The 14,679-nt window shown below is 63.1% G+C and carries 15 protein-coding genes; 8 read left to right on the top strand and 7 right to left on the bottom strand.

Annotation, left to right across the window (positions count from 1 at the left end):
* Nucleotides 1-5: 5 nt before the first annotated feature.
* Nucleotides 6-1,319: an ATP-binding protein gene (locus NY023_RS01190; protein WP_013970454.1), complete on the top strand. Its 1,314-nt coding sequence runs from the start codon at nt 6-8 to the stop codon at nt 1,317-1,319.
* A 114-nt stretch (nt 1,320-1,433) separates the two neighbouring features.
* On the opposite strand, the gene rimK is transcribed toward NY023_RS01190, so the two are convergent.
* The gene (gene rimK / locus NY023_RS01195) at nt 1,434-2,339 is read right to left on the bottom strand and encodes a 30S ribosomal protein S6--L-glutamate ligase (protein WP_013970455.1); all 906 of its coding nucleotides are present in this window, start codon (nt 2,337-2,339) and stop codon (nt 1,434-1,436) included.
* The gene (locus NY023_RS01200) at nt 2,336-2,752 is read right to left on the bottom strand and encodes an ATP-dependent zinc protease (protein ID WP_230491514.1); all 417 of its coding nucleotides are present in this window, start codon (nt 2,750-2,752) and stop codon (nt 2,336-2,338) included. The genes rimK and NY023_RS01200 overlap by 4 nt, the downstream gene beginning before the upstream one ends.
* A gap of 175 nt (nt 2,753-2,927) precedes the next feature.
* On the opposite strand from NY023_RS01200, the gene NY023_RS01205 reads away from it, so the two are divergent.
* Complete coding sequence (locus tag NY023_RS01205; RefSeq protein ID WP_013970457.1) at nt 2,928-3,329, top strand: RNA-binding S4 domain-containing protein; 402 nt, start codon at nt 2,928-2,930, stop codon at nt 3,327-3,329.
* A gap of 129 nt (nt 3,330-3,458) precedes the next feature.
* Here the strand turns inward: NY023_RS01205 and NY023_RS01210 are convergent, their stop codons facing one another.
* Nucleotides 3,459-4,253, bottom strand: a complete 795-nt coding sequence (locus NY023_RS01210; RefSeq protein WP_023662013.1) for a phosphatase PAP2 family protein — start codon at nt 4,251-4,253, stop codon at nt 3,459-3,461.
* 121 nt (nt 4,254-4,374) lie between these two features.
* Between NY023_RS01210 and hslO the strand changes: the two genes are divergently transcribed.
* From hslO to NY023_RS01225, 3 genes are all read left to right on the top strand, one after another.
* Nucleotides 4,375-5,274, top strand: a complete 900-nt coding sequence (hslO, locus tag NY023_RS01215; RefSeq protein ID WP_013970459.1) for an Hsp33 family molecular chaperone HslO — start codon at nt 4,375-4,377, stop codon at nt 5,272-5,274.
* 179 nt (nt 5,275-5,453) lie between these two features.
* Nucleotides 5,454-6,995 carry a phosphoenolpyruvate carboxykinase gene (locus NY023_RS01220; protein ID WP_013970460.1) on the top strand — a complete coding sequence of 514 codons (1,542 nt, stop codon included), beginning with the start codon at nt 5,454-5,456 and terminating at the stop codon, nt 6,993-6,995.
* 214 nt (nt 6,996-7,209) lie between these two features.
* Nucleotides 7,210-7,650 carry an acyl-CoA thioesterase gene (locus tag NY023_RS01225; protein ID WP_013970461.1) on the top strand — a complete coding sequence of 147 codons (441 nt, stop codon included), beginning with the start codon at nt 7,210-7,212 and terminating at the stop codon, nt 7,648-7,650.
* Between the two features lie 55 nt (nt 7,651-7,705).
* On the opposite strand, the gene NY023_RS01230 is transcribed toward NY023_RS01225, so the two are convergent.
* The 3 genes from NY023_RS01230 to fdhD form a co-directional block, all read right to left on the bottom strand.
* Nucleotides 7,706-8,188, bottom strand: a complete 483-nt coding sequence (locus tag NY023_RS01230) for a glycine zipper domain-containing protein (protein WP_013970462.1) — start codon at nt 8,186-8,188, stop codon at nt 7,706-7,708.
* A 317-nt stretch (nt 8,189-8,505) separates the two neighbouring features.
* A complete protein-coding gene (locus NY023_RS01235) occupies nt 8,506-10,851 on the bottom strand; it encodes an FdhF/YdeP family oxidoreductase (protein ID WP_024087994.1) in 2,346 nt (781 codons plus the stop codon).
* A gap of 5 nt (nt 10,852-10,856) precedes the next feature.
* Nucleotides 10,857-11,687, bottom strand: coding sequence for a formate dehydrogenase accessory sulfurtransferase FdhD (fdhD, locus tag NY023_RS01240; protein ID WP_013970464.1), 831 nt, complete (start codon nt 11,685-11,687; stop codon nt 10,857-10,859).
* A gap of 185 nt (nt 11,688-11,872) precedes the next feature.
* Here fdhD and lysM point away from each other — a divergent pair, with 185 nt between their 5' ends.
* On the top strand, nt 11,873-12,313 hold the full coding sequence (lysM, locus tag NY023_RS01245) for a peptidoglycan-binding protein LysM (RefSeq protein WP_013970465.1): 441 nt from the start codon (nt 11,873-11,875) through the stop codon (nt 12,311-12,313).
* A gap of 111 nt (nt 12,314-12,424) precedes the next feature.
* Here the strand turns inward: lysM and yrfG are convergent, their stop codons facing one another.
* Nucleotides 12,425-13,087 carry a GMP/IMP nucleotidase gene (yrfG, locus tag NY023_RS01250; protein WP_003257447.1) on the bottom strand — a complete coding sequence of 221 codons (663 nt, stop codon included), beginning with the start codon at nt 13,085-13,087 and terminating at the stop codon, nt 12,425-12,427.
* Nucleotides 13,088-13,151: 64 nt separating this feature from the next.
* Here yrfG and nudE point away from each other — a divergent pair, with 64 nt between their 5' ends.
* Nucleotides 13,152-13,718, top strand: coding sequence for an ADP compounds hydrolase NudE (gene nudE, locus NY023_RS01255; RefSeq protein ID WP_013970466.1), 567 nt, complete (start codon nt 13,152-13,154; stop codon nt 13,716-13,718).
* Nucleotides 13,715-14,533 (top strand): 3'(2'),5'-bisphosphate nucleotidase CysQ, encoded by an 819-nt coding sequence (cysQ, locus tag NY023_RS01260; RefSeq protein ID WP_013970467.1) that lies wholly within the window; start codon nt 13,715-13,717, stop codon nt 14,531-14,533. Before nudE ends, cysQ begins: the two co-directional genes overlap by 4 nt.
* Nucleotides 14,534-14,679: the final 146 nt, after the last annotated feature.

Here is a 14,679-nt window from a genome sequence, read left to right on the forward strand (position 1 = left end):
CGTCGATGAAAACACCGCTCTGGTTTCCGCAAAGTTTCTTCGCCCGCACCCTGTGGCTGGTGTTGATCGTCGTCCTGTTCTCCAAGGCGTTGACCCTGGTCTACCTGTTGATGAACGAGGACGTGCTGGTCGACCGTCAGTACAGCCACGGTGTTGCGCTGACCCTGCGCGCTTATTGGGCGGCCGACGAAGAAAACCGCGACAAGATCGCCGAAGCGGCAGGCCTTATCCGGGTCACCGGCTCGGGCGTGCCCGAGGGTGAGCAGCACTGGCCCTACAGCGAAATCTACCAACGGCAGATGCAGGCCGAGTTGGGTGAAGACACCGAGGTACGGCTGCGCATTCATGCGCCGCCGGCGTTGTGGGTCAATGCGCCAAGCCTGGGGCCGGGCTGGTTGAAGGTACCGCTGTACCCGCACCCGCTGCGTGGGCAGAAGATCTGGAACGTGCTGGGTTGGTTCCTGGCCATCGGCCTGTTGTCCACAGCTTCGGCCTGGATCTTCGTGCGCCAGCTGAACCAGCCGCTCAAGCGCCTGGTGTTCGCCGCCCGGCAGCTGGGCCAGGGGCGCAGCGTGCGCCTGCCGATCAGCGATACGCCCAGCGAGATGACCGAGGTGTACAAGGCCTTCAACCAGATGGCCGAGGATGTCGAGCAGGCCGGGCGCGAGCGCGAGCTGATGCTGGCCGGGGTTTCCCACGACCTGCGTACACCGCTGACGCGCCTGCGCCTGTCGTTGTCGTTGCTGGACAGCGACAGCGAACTGAGTGACGACATGGTCCGCGATATCGAGGACATGGACGCGATCCTCGACCAGTTCCTGGCCTTTATCCGCGATGGGCGTGACGAGCCGGTTGAGGAGGTCGACCTGGCCGACCTGGTGCGCGAAGTGGTGGCGCCGTACAACCAGCCGGAAGAACGGGTGCGGTTGTGCCTGGAGCCGATCCCACCGTTCCCGCTGCGCCGGGTTTCGCTCAAGCGCATGCTGGGCAACCTGATCGGCAACGCCCTGCACCACGCCGGCAAAGGGGTCGAGGTGGCCGCCTATGTGTCGGGCGACGAGAGTGCGCCGTATGTGGTGCTGAGCGTGCTGGACCGCGGGACGGGGATCGACGAGTCGGAGCTGGAGACCATCTTCAACCCGTTCATTCGTGGTGACCGGGCCCGGGGGGGCAAGGGCACCGGGCTGGGGCTGGCGATCGTCAAGCGGATCGCGGCGCAGCATGGTGGGAATGTGGAGTTGCGCAATCGCTCTGGTGGCGGGATCGAGGCGCGGGTACGGTTGCCTTTGGGGCTGTTGCTACCGCGCAATGCCGTGTGATTGCCGGGGCCGCTTTGCGGCCCTTTCGCGACACAGGGCCGCTCCTACAGAGGATCGCGTAATCCTGTAGGAGCGGCCTTGTGTCGCGATGGGCTGCGCAGCAGCCCCAAAATCTCAGCCCTTACCCTTGGTCCGAGTCTGATTAGGCCCACCATTCTTCTCCAGATGCTCGATGATCATGGCGGCCACGTTCTTGCCGGTGGTCACTTCGATGCCTTCCAGCCCCGGCGATGAGTTCACTTCCATCACCAGCGGCCCGTGGTTGGAGCGCAGGATATCCACACCCGCCACACTCAAGCCCATTACCTTGGCCGCGCGAATGGCGGTCATGCGTTCTTCCGGGGTGATCTTGATCAGGCTGGCCACTCCACCGCGGTGCAGGTTGGAGCGGAATTCGCCTGGCTTGGCCTGGCGCTTCATCGACGCAATGACCTTGTCGCCGACCACGAAGCAGCGGATATCCGCGCCACCCGCTTCCTTGATGTATTCCTGCACCATGATGTTCTGCTTCAACCCCATGAACGCCTCGATCACCGATTCGGCGGCCTTGGTGGTTTCGCACAGCACCACGCCGATGCCCTGTGTACCTTCCAGTACCTTGATCACCAGCGGGGCGCCGTTGACCATCTGGATCAGGTCGGGGATGTCGTCCGGCGAGTGGGCGAAACCGGTAATCGGCAGGCCGATGCCGCGCCGCGACAGCAATTGCAGTGAACGCAGCTTGTCGCGGGAGCGGGCTATCGCTACCGACTCGTTGAGCGGATACACACCCATCATCTCGAACTGGCGCAGCACTGCGCAGCCATAGAAGGTCACCGATGCACCGATGCGCGGGATCACCGCGTCGAAGCCTTCCAGCGGCTTGCCGCGGTAGTGGATCTGCGGTTTGTGGCTGGCAATGTTCATGTAGGCCCGCAGGGTGTCGATCACCACCATTTCGTGGCCCCGCTGGGTACCGGCTTCGACCAGGCGGCGGGTGGAATACAGACGCGGATTGCGCGACAGCACAGCGATCTTCATGCAGCACCTGTGGCAGTAGAAAGGGTGGCCGGGAAGGCCGGTTTGTCTTGTACGTATTTGAGGCCAGGGTTGACCACCAGTTGACCATGGATCAGGGCCTTGGAACCCAGCAACAGGCGATAACGCATGTTCTTGCGGCAGGCCAGGGTGAACTCCACTTCCCACACACCATCGCCCAGGGCCAGTGACGTGCGGATGACATAGCGGGTCTGGGCCTGGCCGTTGGAGCTCTTGATGGTTTTCATGGTCACCAGCGGTGCCTCGCAGCGGCGGTGGCGCAACTGCACCACCGAGCCAAGATGTGCGGTAAAGCGGACCCAGGGCTGGCCGTCGCGCTCGAACGGTTCCACCTCGGTGGCGTGCAGGCTGGAGGTGCTGGCACCAGTGTCGATCTTGGCGCGCAGCCCGGCCACGCCGAGGTCGGGCAGGGCGACCCACTCGCGCAGGCCGATCACAGTCAAATGGTCAAATGTCTTCACGAAACGCACCCTGCGGATGAGGTGGTGAACTGTAAGCACGGCGGGGATTTTTTGCATCCGATCGTTACGGTAGTACAGTTCGATGAAACACAGCGTTCGAGGTAACGGGATGGCACAAAAAGCCGAAGACGACGACAAGGTCCGCCTGGACAAATGGCTGTGGGCGGCACGCTTCTACAAGACTCGCGCGCTGGCCAAGGCGGCGATCGAGAGCGGCAAGGTGCATTGCCGGGGTGAGCGCTGCAAGCCGGGCAAGGAGCCGCGGGTGGGTGACGAGTTCGTGCTGCGCACCGGGTTCGACGAGCGCACCGTGGTGGTGAAGGCTCTGTCGGTGGTGCGGCGTGGGGCGCCAGAGGCGCAGACGTTGTACGAAGAGACCGAGGACAGCGTGCGCCGGCGTGAACAGGCGGCGGAACTGCGCAAGGCCGGGGCGATGGGCGTGACCACCGATGGGCGGCCGACCAAGAAGCAGCGGCGGCAGATTCATCAGTTGCATGGGAGCTTCGAATAGCCGGGGCCGCTTTGCGGCCCTTTCGCGACACAAGGCCGCTCCCACAAGCAGGGCGTTGCCTGAATGCCTTGTGCGGTACTTGTGGGAGCGGCCTTGTGTCGCGATGGGCTACGCAGTAGCCCCAAGGATCTAGCGGGTCACCGCCAAGCGCCCGACCAGCGGTAACTTGGCCGTGATCGCGAACACTGGCGCCGTCCAGCGCATCAGCACCGCACTTCCCTTGGCCGCCAGCGGCGTGTAGCAGCTCCAGCCCAACGCCAGCACCGCCATCAGCAGCCCGCCGATGTAGTCATCCTGCCCCCAGTGGGCACCGGCCACCAGGCGCGGCAACATGAACAAAACCGCCAACCCCCAGACCACCAGGTACTGCACCAGGCGGCGGCTGAACACGCTCATGAACAGCGCCCAGACCAGCAGCACCGAGGCATGATCGCCCGGGAAACTCTTGCTGGAACGGTCCTTGAGCTCCCAGACCGCCTCCAGGTTCGGATAGTAGTCGCTGAGGTGCACCACCTCGTCGAACATCATCGAAGGGCTCTTGTGCTGCCAGCCGGCTGCATCCACCCACTTGGAAAACAGCGCGCGAATCACCACTAAGAGGATTAGCGTGACCAGGAAGCCGAAAAAGGCCTGGCGCACCTGGGTTGCCTTGAACACCCAGTCGCCACGGATAAGCACTGCCAGAAGGATCAGGCCGACGACGATGTCGAATGGGCGCAGGCTACCGACGGTCCAGATGTAGCGCCAGGTGGTGTTGTCGGCCAGCGGCGCATTCAGGCTGTGGAATAGCCACTCGTCGAAAGTCAGGCACAAGATCTGGCCAATGGGCCATAACCAGAAACACAGTAGAGCGATAGGAAGCAGCGTACAGGCTGCCAATGGCCCCCAGGACCACCTTGCTTGGAACAGTGGTCGATTGTCCATAAAATACCTCTATTGCAAACAGGAATCGGAGCGCCTTGTGAGCGCTCTGTCACGGGTTCTCGCATGTTTTCCGACAACCCTTGTAACCATTTTGTCATCATTTTTCAGATAGCCAAAACCTATGAGCGACTTGCCTGATACCGATTTCACCCAACGTTTCATCTTCGACGAGCGCGATGTGCGCGGCGAGTGGGTGTCTCTCGATGACAGCTACGCCGCGGTGCTGGCGCGTCATGAGTACCCACAGCCGGTGCAGGCACTGCTGGGCGAGCTGATGGCCGCCACCGCCTTGCTGGTGGGGGCGCTGAAGTTCGACGGCCTGCTGATTCTGCAGGCGCGTTCCGCAGGGCCGATCCCGCTGTTGATGGTCGAATGTTCGGGTGACCGGGACATCCGTGGCATGGCCCGCTACGAAGCGGACCAGATCCCGGCGAATGCGACCCTGTCGCAGCTGATGCCTGACGGCCACCTGACCCTGACCATTGATCCAGTCAAGGGCCAGCGCTACCAGGGCACTGTCGACCTCGACGGCGCCACCCTGTCGGAGTGCTTCACCAACTACTTCGTCCAGTCGCAACAGCTCAACACGCGCTTCTGGCTCAACGCCGAAGGCGGCAAGGCCCGTGGCCTGCTGCTGCAGCAACTGCCGCGCGATCGCCAGCCGGACGATGAAGAGCGTGAAGAAAGCTGGCAGCATGTTGTGGCATTGGCCACCACGCTCAAGGCCGATGAGTGGGCGCTGGACAACGAAACCCTGTTGCACCGCCTGTACCACGAAGATGCCGTGCGCTTGTTCGATATCCAGCCGCTGCGCTTCAACTGCAGCTGCTCTCGCGAACGTTCCGGCAATGCGCTGGTCAGTTTGGGCGAGCACGATGCCAAGGCACTGGTGGAAGAGTGTGGCGGCCAGGTTGAGATCGATTGCCAGTTCTGCAACGAGCGCTATTTCTTCGACGCCAGCGATGTGGCGCAACTGTTTGCTGGTGGCGGCACTGACGTAGCCTCAGAAACTCGTCACTGAAACGTTTAACTACAGGATAATCTCCTGTCGAATTGCGCAAAAGCGCAGTTCTGACAGGAGGGGCCTACTTTTTTTGGGCGTTTCTGGCATAATCCGGCCACTTTTTTCGCTGTAGTAGTTTTTTCAAGACAACTACAAAACGTTTGGAGCACTCGGCCTCGGGCCGGATGGGGTATCTCATGACGCAAGCCAAAAACACCGTGTACACCGACCTGAGCGTCGATGAGCTGGTAAAAGAAGCGCTGCAACGCGGTGAAGGCGTACTAGCCGATACTGGCGCACTGGTCGTGGAGACTGGTCACCGTACAGGCCGTTCGCCGGCTGACCGTTTCATCGTCGAAGAACCTTCCACCCAGGATGCCATTGCCTGGGGCCCGATCAACCGCAAGTTCCCGGCCGACAAGTTCGATGCCCTGTGGGACCGCGTCGAGGCGTTCAACAACGCCCAGGATCACTTCGTTTCCTACGTTCACGTAGGGGCGGCCGCCGAGCACTACCTGCCGGTGAAGATGACCACCCAGACTGCCTGGCAGAACCTGTTCGGTCGTTGCCTGTTCATCAACCCGGAGCAGTACAACCCGGCTGGTCGTGGCGAGTGGCAGGTCCTCAACGTCGCCAACTTCGTGTGCGAGCCTGAGCGTGACGGCACCAACTCCGATGGTTGCGTGATCATCAACTTCGCTCAGAAGAAGGTTCTGATCGCTGGCATGCGCTACGCCGGCGAAATGAAGAAAGCCATGTTCTCGGTACAGAACTTCCTGCTGCCGGCTGCCGACGTACTGCCGATGCACTGCGCCGCCAACATCGGCGAAGCAGGCGATGTAACCCTGTTCTTCGGCCTGTCCGGCACCGGCAAGACCACCCTGTCGGCCGACGAAAGCCGTTACCTGATCGGTGACGACGAGCACGGCTGGGGCGAGGGCGTGGTCTTCAACATCGAAGGCGGCTGCTACGCCAAGTGCATCGACTTGTCCGAGAAGAACGAGCCGGTCATCTGGAAAGCCATCAAGCATGGCGCCGTGCTGGAAAACGTCGTTCTCGACGCCAACAAGCACGCCGACTACACCGATGTCAGCCTGACCCAGAACAGCCGTGCGGCCTACCCGCTGGAGCACGTTGCCAAGCGTTCCGAAGCGAACCTGGGCGGCGAGCCGAACGCAGTCATCTTCCTGACCTGCGACCTGACTGGTGTACTGCCGCCGGTTTCGATCCTGAACAACGAGCAGGCGGCCTACCACTTCCTGTCCGGCTACACCGCGCTGGTCGGTTCCACCGAAATGGGTTCGGGCAGCGGCATCAAGTCGACCTTCTCCACCTGCTTCGGCGCCCCGTTCTTCCCGCGCCCGGCTGGCGAATACGCCGAGCTGCTGATCAAGCGTATCAAGGGCTTCGACTCGAAGGTCTACCTGGTCAACACCGGCTGGACCGGCGGTGGCTACGGCGTTGGCAAGCGCTTCAGCATCCCGACCACCCGTGCCGTGATCGCTGCGATCCAGAGCGGCGCGCTGATCGGTGCCGAAACCGAGCACCTGGACATCATCAACCTGGACGTGCCTAAGGCCGTTCCAGGCGTTGATACCGTGCTGCTCAACCCGCGCACCAACTGGGCTGACAAGGCTGCCTACGACGAGGCTGCCAAAGGCCTGGCCAAGCTGTTCATCGAAAACTTCAAGAAGTTCGAAGTTTCCGACGCCATCAAGGCCGCTGGCCCGCAGCTGTAAGCTGAGCTTGCCGGTAACGAAAAGGCCGCCCCAATGGGCGGCCTTTTCGTTTTCTACTGCCTGTACCGGCCTCTTCGCGGCTAAAGCCGCTCCTACAGGTACTGCACTGCATTCAACGTTGGTGGTGTAGCCGCGAAGAGGCCGGCACAAGCAGCGGGAAACCGGTTTTTCTGTTTCACTGTCAGCATTCATTGCGAAGACAAGAGCCAGCCAGATGACCGAATCCCCACAGCGCACTGCCTTCTCCCACTTCCACCCCATCCTCACTCGCCCCCAGGACAATGACCTGAATGGCCACGTCGCCGGTGCCACCGTGCATGGCTTTTTCGAAACCTCCATTCAAGCGTTCCTCGTCGAACAGGCCGAACTGGACCTGCGTGACGGCGAGCTGGCGGCCTTCGTGGTCAGTTCGGCGGCGGATTTCTACGCACTGCCCGGCTTCCCGGATGTGCTGGAAGTGGGGCTGGGGGTGATGCGCCTGGCGGGCAGCACGGTGGAGTACCGCCTGGCCCTGTTCCGCCCAGGGGAGCCGGAGGCGTGTGCGGCAGGCACGGTGGTGCAGGTGTTCATCGAACGCGCCAGTGGCCGGCCGGTGGCATTGCCAGAGACGCTGCAGGTGATCCTGTCTGGTGTACTGCTGGAACAGCAGGCATAAAAAAGCCCCGCTGGCAGGGGCGGGGCTTTTGTTGCCGGGGCAGGGCCCTCAGGCGTTAGTCGCGCCAGTGGCGCTTGTGCTTGCGATGGCCGTAATGATGGCCACGGTCCCAGTGGCGACGGTCGTCGTCATAACCACGACGGTAGCGGCGGCCATCGTGGTAATCGTCTCTGTCGGCCTCCTTACCCATGTAGTTACCCAGTGCGCCACCGGCACCACCGCCGGCTGCCGCGCCAATGTAGCTACCGGTAGTGCCGCCCACGGAGCGGCCGACCACGTTACCGCCTGCTGCGCCCAGCGCGCCGCCGATTGCGGCTTCCCCACGCTGATGCTTGTCGGCACCCAAGGCACCGCCAGCCGCGCCGCCCAGGCCGGCACCAATGGCGCCGCCGGTGCTACCACCGATGGAGTTGCCCACCACGGAGCCCAGTACCCCACCCAATGCGCCGCCAATGCCGGCCTCGGTGGTGCCGCCTGCCATGGCAACGCCGCTGAGCAAGCTGAAAGACAACAACAGTATCGAGGAGTACTTCTTCATCAAGAGAGCCTCATTAGGATGACGGGGCGATTTTTGAGCCTTACAGGCGCGGCTGGCAACGGAAATCCGACGAGTAACACGAGTTGTACACAATTCTCTAACTTACTGTATTTACTGTGAAACTTTATCGTTTTTTCGCTGTCTGAGACCTTTATGACGAAGCCCTGAACCTTGATGGAACAGGGCTTTTTTCGTTTTTGGCGGCACGGCTTCCGGCCTCTTCGCGGGTGAACCCGCTCCTACAGGGATACCACCGCTCTCAGACCTTGAGTTACCTCTGTGGGAGCGGTTTTACCCGCGAAAAGCCAACACCATTCCTACAGGATGCGCCCGTCGTCCCGCGCCCGCTCCAGTTTGATGGCAATGAACTTCGACGTCGGCGTATGGCTGCCATCGCCAATGCTTTCCAGAGGCACCAGCGGGTTCACCTCCGGGTAGTACGCCGCCGCCTGCCCGGCCGGGATGTCGAAGGCCAGCAGGGTAAAGCCATGCACGCGGCGTACATGCTCATCCCCCCACAACGACACGATGTCGACCTGCTGCCCAGGCTGGAAGCCCAGGCGGATGATGTCGGCTTCGTTGGCGAACAGCACCTCGCGCTGGCCACGCACGCCACGGTAGCGGTCGTCCAGGCCGTAGATGGTGGTGTTGTACTGATCGTGCGAGCGCATCGATTGCATGATCAAGTCTGGCACCTGGCCGCTGGCGCGTACACGCTCGTCGAGCAGCGTGTCGGGCAGCAGGTTGGCCTTGAAGTTCGCGCGGCCGGTGCTGGTATTCCATTCGCGGCTGGCGGCGCTGTTGCCCAGGTAGAAACCGCCCGGCTCGCGCAGGCGCTGGTTGAAGCCGCTGAAGCCGGCGATGGTGTCGCCGATCAGCTCGCGGATACGGTCGTAGTCAGCCACCAGCCAGTGCCAGTCCACGGGCTTCTTGCCCAGGGTGGCGGCGGCGATACCGGCGATGACCGCCGGCTCCGAGCGCATCTGCGTCGACAGCGGCTTCAGCTGGCCATTGGAGGCGTGGACCATGCTGAACGAGTCCTCTACCGTTACCGCCTGTGGCCCTTCTGCCTGCAGGTCGATGTCGGTGCGCCCCAGGCACGGCAGGATCAGAGCCTGCTTGCCGTGCACCAGGTGGCTGCGGTTGAGCTTGGTGCTGATGTGCACGGTCAGCTCGCAGTTGCGCAGTGCCTGGGCGGTGCGCTCGGTGTCTGGCGTTGCCTGGGCGAAGTTGCCGCCCAGGCCGATAAATACCTTGGCCCGGCCGTCGAGCATGGCGTGGATCGCCTCGACGGTGTTGTGGCCGTTGTGCCGGGGCACGGGGAAGCCGAAGCGCTGCTCGATGGCGTCCAGCAGGGCCACCGGCGGGCGCTCGTTGATGCCCATGGTTCGGTCACCCTGCACGTTGCTGTGACCACGCACCGGGCACAGGCCGGCACCTGGCACGCCGATATTGCCGCGCAGCATTTGCAGGTTGACGATTTCCTGAATGGTCGGCACCGAGTGGCGGTGCTGGGTAATGCCCATCGCCCAGCACATGATCACCCGCTTGCCACGGCAGTACATGCGCGCGGCCAGTTCGATATCGGCCAGCGCCAGGCCGGACTGGGTCTGGATGTGCTCCCACGGGGTGGCATCCACTACCGCCAGGTAGTCGTCGACGCCATGGCCATGTTCGGCGATAAAGGCGTGGTCGAAGACTGCCGGTTCGCCGTTGGCCTGGGCTTCGCGTTCCCATTGCAGGACGAACTTGGCCATGCCGCGCAGCAGCGCCATGTCGCCGCCCAAGGCCGGGCGGAAGAATGCGGTGTTGGTCGGCCGGTCGCTGTTGGTCAGCATTTCCAACGGGTTCTGCGGGTGCTGGAAGCGCTCCAGGCCACGTTCCTTGAGCGGGTTGATGCACACCACCTGGGCGCCGCGTTTTACCGCATCGCGCAGCGGGTCAAGCATGCGCGGGTGGTTGGTACCGGGGTTCTGGCCCCAGACGAAAATCGCATCGGCGTGTTCGAAGTCATCGAAGGTGACGGTGCCCTTGCCGACCCCGACGCTTTGCCCCAGGGCCACGCCGCTGGCCTCGTGGCACATGTTCGAGCAGTCGGGGAAGTTGTTGGTGCCGTAGGCCCGCACGAACAGCTGGTACAGGTACGCTGCTTCGTTGCTGGCGCGCCCCGAAGTGTAGAACTCGGCCTGGTCAGGGCTGGCCAGCTTGTTCAACTCGCGAGCGATCAGGGTGAAGGCGGCTTCCCAGCTGATCGGCTGGTAGCGGTCGCTGGACGCGTCATAGACCATCGGCTCGGTCAGGCGCCCCTGGTACTCCAGCCAGTAGTCGCTCTGCTGCAGCAGCGAAGTGACGCTGTAGCGGGCGAAAAAGGCGGCATCGACGCGGCGCTTGGTCGCCTCCCAGTTCACTGCCTTGGCACCGTTCTCGCAGAACTTGACCATGCCGCTTTCCGGCGAGTCGCCCCATGCGCAGCCGGGGCAGTCGAAACCGCCGTTCTGGTTGGTCTTGAGCAGCGCGCGAATGTTCTTCAGCGCGTTATCGCTGCCAACCCAGGCCTTGGCCACGCTGCGCAGCGCGCCCCAACCACCGGCGGGGCCGTGGTAGGGCTTGTAACGAGGTGGAGAGGCTGGGGCGTTGTCCGGGAGGTGTTGGTACGAGGTCACGACTGTTACGACTCCGCCGCTGGGCTGTAGACCCGCGGTGCGCTGTGCTTGGGCAGATGGATAAGGTTGAGGTTGTGCTTGCGCGCCCATTGCAGGGCAAGGCCGGTGGGCGCCGACAGGCTGACCAGGGTCTGGATACCGGCCCGCAGCACCTTCTGGATCAGCTCCAGGCTGCAGCGGCTGGTGACGATGGCCAGGCCACCCTGGCTGTCGATGTCTTGGCGAAGCAAGGCGCCGATCAGCTTGTCGAGGGCGTTGTGTCGGCCGATGTCTTCACGGCCTAGCAGCAGCTCGCCATGGCGGTCCATGAACAGCGCCGCATGCACCGCGCCGCAGTGTTGGCCGAGGGGCTGGAAGGCATCGATGCGCTCACGCAGGCCGACCAACCATTGCGCGGGTGGCAAAGGTGCGCCAGGCAGCTTGGCCAGCTCTGGCAGTGCCTGCTCCAGCGCTTCGACCCCGCACAGGCCGCAACCACTGGTGCCGGCCATTTGGCGGCGCTGGTTTTTCAGGTTCCAGAACGCACGGCTGGAAATCTCCAGGTCGGCGTACATTGCCGAGCCGCTGCCGGAGAGTTTCAGGTCGTAGATTTCCGTTGTGCCTTCGACTATGCCGCTGCCGACACTGAAGCCGACGGCGAAGTCTTCCAGGTCGGTGGGGCTGACCAGCATCACCGCCTGGTTCAGGCCGTTGTAGGCAATGGCCAGGGCCACTTCTTCGGCCAGGGGCGTGCTGTCGCGTCTGGCATCGTTGAGCTGGACGTAATCGTAGGTGTTGCTGGCGGCGGGCATGGTCAAGGGCGATGAGGCCGCGCAGACCGGAGGCTTGCTGTTCATCGGGGCTGACTGTTCATCGGACTATCGGCAACTTTCAGATAGCACAAGCCTAGGCGTGCGGGCCGGCGGCGTCTAATCGCTAGGGTCTATGCCTTGATAGACCGCGTCGATTGGTCGCATGGGGCGCCAGGGGAAAAGCTGGCCTAGACTGCTGTGTCCGAGGTTTCGTCAACAAGGAGAGCGTTATGAGCTTGTTCAGTTTCGTCAAGGAAGCGGGCGAGAAGTTGATCGACCTGCTGACCCCCGGCAATGCCAATGCCGAAGAGCAACTGAAGAAACACGTGGAAAGTGTCGGCCTGGGCAACCCGAATATCACGGCCACTGTAGAGGGAGACACGATCATCCTCAAGGGTGAGGTGGCCAGCCAGGAGGAGAAGGAGAAGATCATCCTGGCGGCGGGTAATGTCGAAGGCGTTGCCAGTGTCGACGACCAGATCACCGTGACCGGGCCGGTGGCCCAGGCCGCGCGGTTCGTGACGGTGGAGAAGGGGGATACGTTGAGCGCGATTTCGAAGAAGGTGTATGGCGACCCCAACAAGTACCAGAAGATCTTCGAGGCCAACAAACCGATGCTCAAGCACCCGGACAAGATCTATCCGGGGCAGGTGCTGCGTATTCCTGACTGATCTCTGCAGCCTGTACCGGCCTCTTCGCGGGTAAACCCGCTCCCACAGGGATCGCACACAGTTCAGACCTGTGGTGATCCTGTGGGAGCGGGTTTACCCGCGAAAGGGCCTTCACAAGCCTACCAATAATTCCCGGTAATCCTCGACCGCCGCAAACTCTTCGGTATCGCGCGGCCCGGCCTGGCTATCCGGCTGGCGCACCGCCAGCAGATGCCCCACGCCAAACCGTCGCGCACTGCGCAGAATCGCCAAGGTGTCATCAATGAACAGGCTGCGCTCCGGTTCAAAGCCGATGTCCGCCTGCAATGCATCCCAGAACTGCGGGCTTTCCTTCGGGTAGCCGTAGTCATGCGAGCTGATCAGCCGTTCGAAGTAAGGCGCCAGCTCCACCCGCTCCAGCTTCAGTGACAGCGAATCCCGGTGCGCATTGGTGATCATCACCACGCGCTTGCCCGCGTCGCGGATCGCGGCAAGGAAAGTGTCGGCATCCGGGCGCAGGGCGATCAGGTCGGCGATTTCCTGTTTCAGCTCACGGATCGGCAGCCGCAGTTCGCGGCTCCAGAAGTCCAGGCAATACCAGTTAAGCGTGCCGGCATTGCGTTCGAACAGCGGCTGCAGTTCCATTTCCGCCATGGCCCGGCTCACCCCGTGCAGCTCGGCATAGCGCTGGGGCAGGTGGTCCAGCCAGAAGCGGTTGTCGTAATGCAGGTCGAGCAGGGTGCCATCCATGTCCAGCAGGACGGTATCGATGGCGGACCAGGGAAGAACAGGCATGGGAAACTCTCGATCAGTCGGCAAGCCACGGTATAGTAACCCGTTCACGCCAAGGAGCCGCCCCATGCGCCAGAAACCCACCGTCCTCAGCCGCGAAATCGTCGCCAGCAGCCGCCTGTTTCGCGTCGAAGCCGTGCAATTGCGCTTCAGCAATGGCAACGAGCGTACCTACGAGCGCCTGGTGGGCCGAGGTAATGGTTACGGCGCGGTGATGATCGTGGCCATGCTCGATGCCGAGCACGCGGTGCTGGTGGAGGAATACTGCGGCGGCACCGACGAATACGAGCTGTCGTTGCCCAAAGGCCTGATCGAGCCGGGCGAGGACGTGCTGGCGGCAGCCGACCGGGAGCTCAAGGAGGAAGCCGGCTATGGCGCTCGCCAGCTGGAGCACCTTACCGAGCTGTCGCTGTCGCCGGGCTACATGAGCCAGAAGATCCAGGTGGTGCTGGCCAGCGACCTCTACGAGGAGCGCCTGGAGGGCGATGAGCCGGAGCCGATGCGGGTCGACAAGGTTAACCTGCGCGAGCTCTCGGCCCTGGCCATGCACCCACAGTTCACCGAGGGGCGTGCCTTGGCGGCGCTGTACCTGGCGCGTGACCTGCTGATTCAGCGGGGGCTGCTGGAAGCATGAACGACCTGCAACTGATGCACGAAGTGGTCAAGCTGGCCCTGTTGGCGGGCGAGGCGATCTTGCCGTTCTGGCGCGCCGATGTGGCAGTGACCAACAAGGCCGACGATTCGCCGGTCACCGCCGCCGACCTGGCGGCGCACCGGGTGATTGCCGATGGCCTGCTGGCGCTGGCGCCGCAGATCCCGGCGCTGTCCGAAGAGGACTGCAACATTCCGCTGGCCGAGCGTCAGGGCTGGAGCCGCTGGTGGCTGGTCGACCCGCTGGATGGCACCAAGGAATTCATCGCCGGCAGCGAGGAGTTCACGGTCAACATCGCCCTGGTCGAAAACGGCGAGGTGGTGTTCGGCGTGGTATCCATGCCGACCAACGGGCGCTGCTACTTCGGTGGGCGTGGGTTGGGCGCCTGGCGTGCGGAAGCGGGTGAGGCTCCGCAGCCGATCCAGGTTCGCGACGCGCCGCCGGCAGGTGGGCGTTTCACCGTGGTTGCCAGCCGTCGCCATTCCAGCCCGGAACAGGAAGCGCTGTTGGCCGGGTTGGGGGCTGCGTTGGGGGAACTGGAGCTGGCCAATATCGGCAGTTCGCTGAAGTTCTGCCTGTTGGCCGAGGGCAGCGCTGATTGCTATCCCCGCCTGGCACCGACCTCGCAGTGGGATACCGCGGCGGCGCAGGGGGTGGTGGAAGGGGCTGGTGGGGAGGTAATCGGGCTGGATGGCTTGCCGTTCCGGTACCCGGCGCGGGAGTCGTTGCTCAACCCGCATTTCCTGGCGTTGCCGGCAAATGCTGCTTGGCGCGAAGCCTTCCTGAGCCTGATCTGATCGCCGCTTCGGCACGATCTTGTGGGAGCGGCCTTGTGTCGCGAAAGGGCCGCAGCGCGGCCCCAGTGTTCATAGTTCGCCGCCTATTTTTCTGGGGCCGCTTTGCGGCCCTTTCGCGACACAAGGCCGCTCCCACAGAGATCGTG

The organism is Pseudomonas sp. NBB (assembly GCF_032701105.1).
GTDB classification, from domain to species: Bacteria; Pseudomonadota; Gammaproteobacteria; order Pseudomonadales; family Pseudomonadaceae; genus Aquipseudomonas; species Aquipseudomonas asiatica.

Coding starts and splice junctions, on each gene's coding strand:
- NY023_RS01190 (WP_013970454.1), top strand. CDS start 6: ATGAAAACACCGCTCTGGTTTCCGCAAAGTTTCTTCGCCCGCACCCTG.
- rimK (WP_013970455.1), bottom strand. CDS start 2,339: ATGAAGATCGCTGTGCTGTCGCGCAATCCGCGTCTGTATTCCACCCGC.
- NY023_RS01205 (WP_013970457.1), top strand. CDS start 2,928: ATGGCACAAAAAGCCGAAGACGACGACAAGGTCCGCCTGGACAAATGG.
- NY023_RS01210 (WP_023662013.1), bottom strand. CDS start 4,253: ATGGACAATCGACCACTGTTCCAAGCAAGGTGGTCCTGGGGGCCATTG.
- hslO (WP_013970459.1), top strand. CDS start 4,375: ATGAGCGACTTGCCTGATACCGATTTCACCCAACGTTTCATCTTCGAC.
- NY023_RS01220 (WP_013970460.1), top strand. CDS start 5,454: ATGACGCAAGCCAAAAACACCGTGTACACCGACCTGAGCGTCGATGAG.
- NY023_RS01225 (WP_013970461.1), top strand. CDS start 7,210: ATGACCGAATCCCCACAGCGCACTGCCTTCTCCCACTTCCACCCCATC.
- NY023_RS01230 (WP_013970462.1), bottom strand. CDS start 8,188: ATGAAGAAGTACTCCTCGATACTGTTGTTGTCTTTCAGCTTGCTCAGC.
- fdhD (WP_013970464.1), bottom strand. CDS start 11,687: ATGAACAGCAAGCCTCCGGTCTGCGCGGCCTCATCGCCCTTGACCATG.
- lysM (WP_013970465.1), top strand. CDS start 11,873: ATGAGCTTGTTCAGTTTCGTCAAGGAAGCGGGCGAGAAGTTGATCGAC.
- yrfG (WP_003257447.1), bottom strand. CDS start 13,087: ATGCCTGTTCTTCCCTGGTCCGCCATCGATACCGTCCTGCTGGACATG.
- nudE (WP_013970466.1), top strand. CDS start 13,152: ATGCGCCAGAAACCCACCGTCCTCAGCCGCGAAATCGTCGCCAGCAGC.
- cysQ (WP_013970467.1), top strand. CDS start 13,715: ATGAACGACCTGCAACTGATGCACGAAGTGGTCAAGCTGGCCCTGTTG.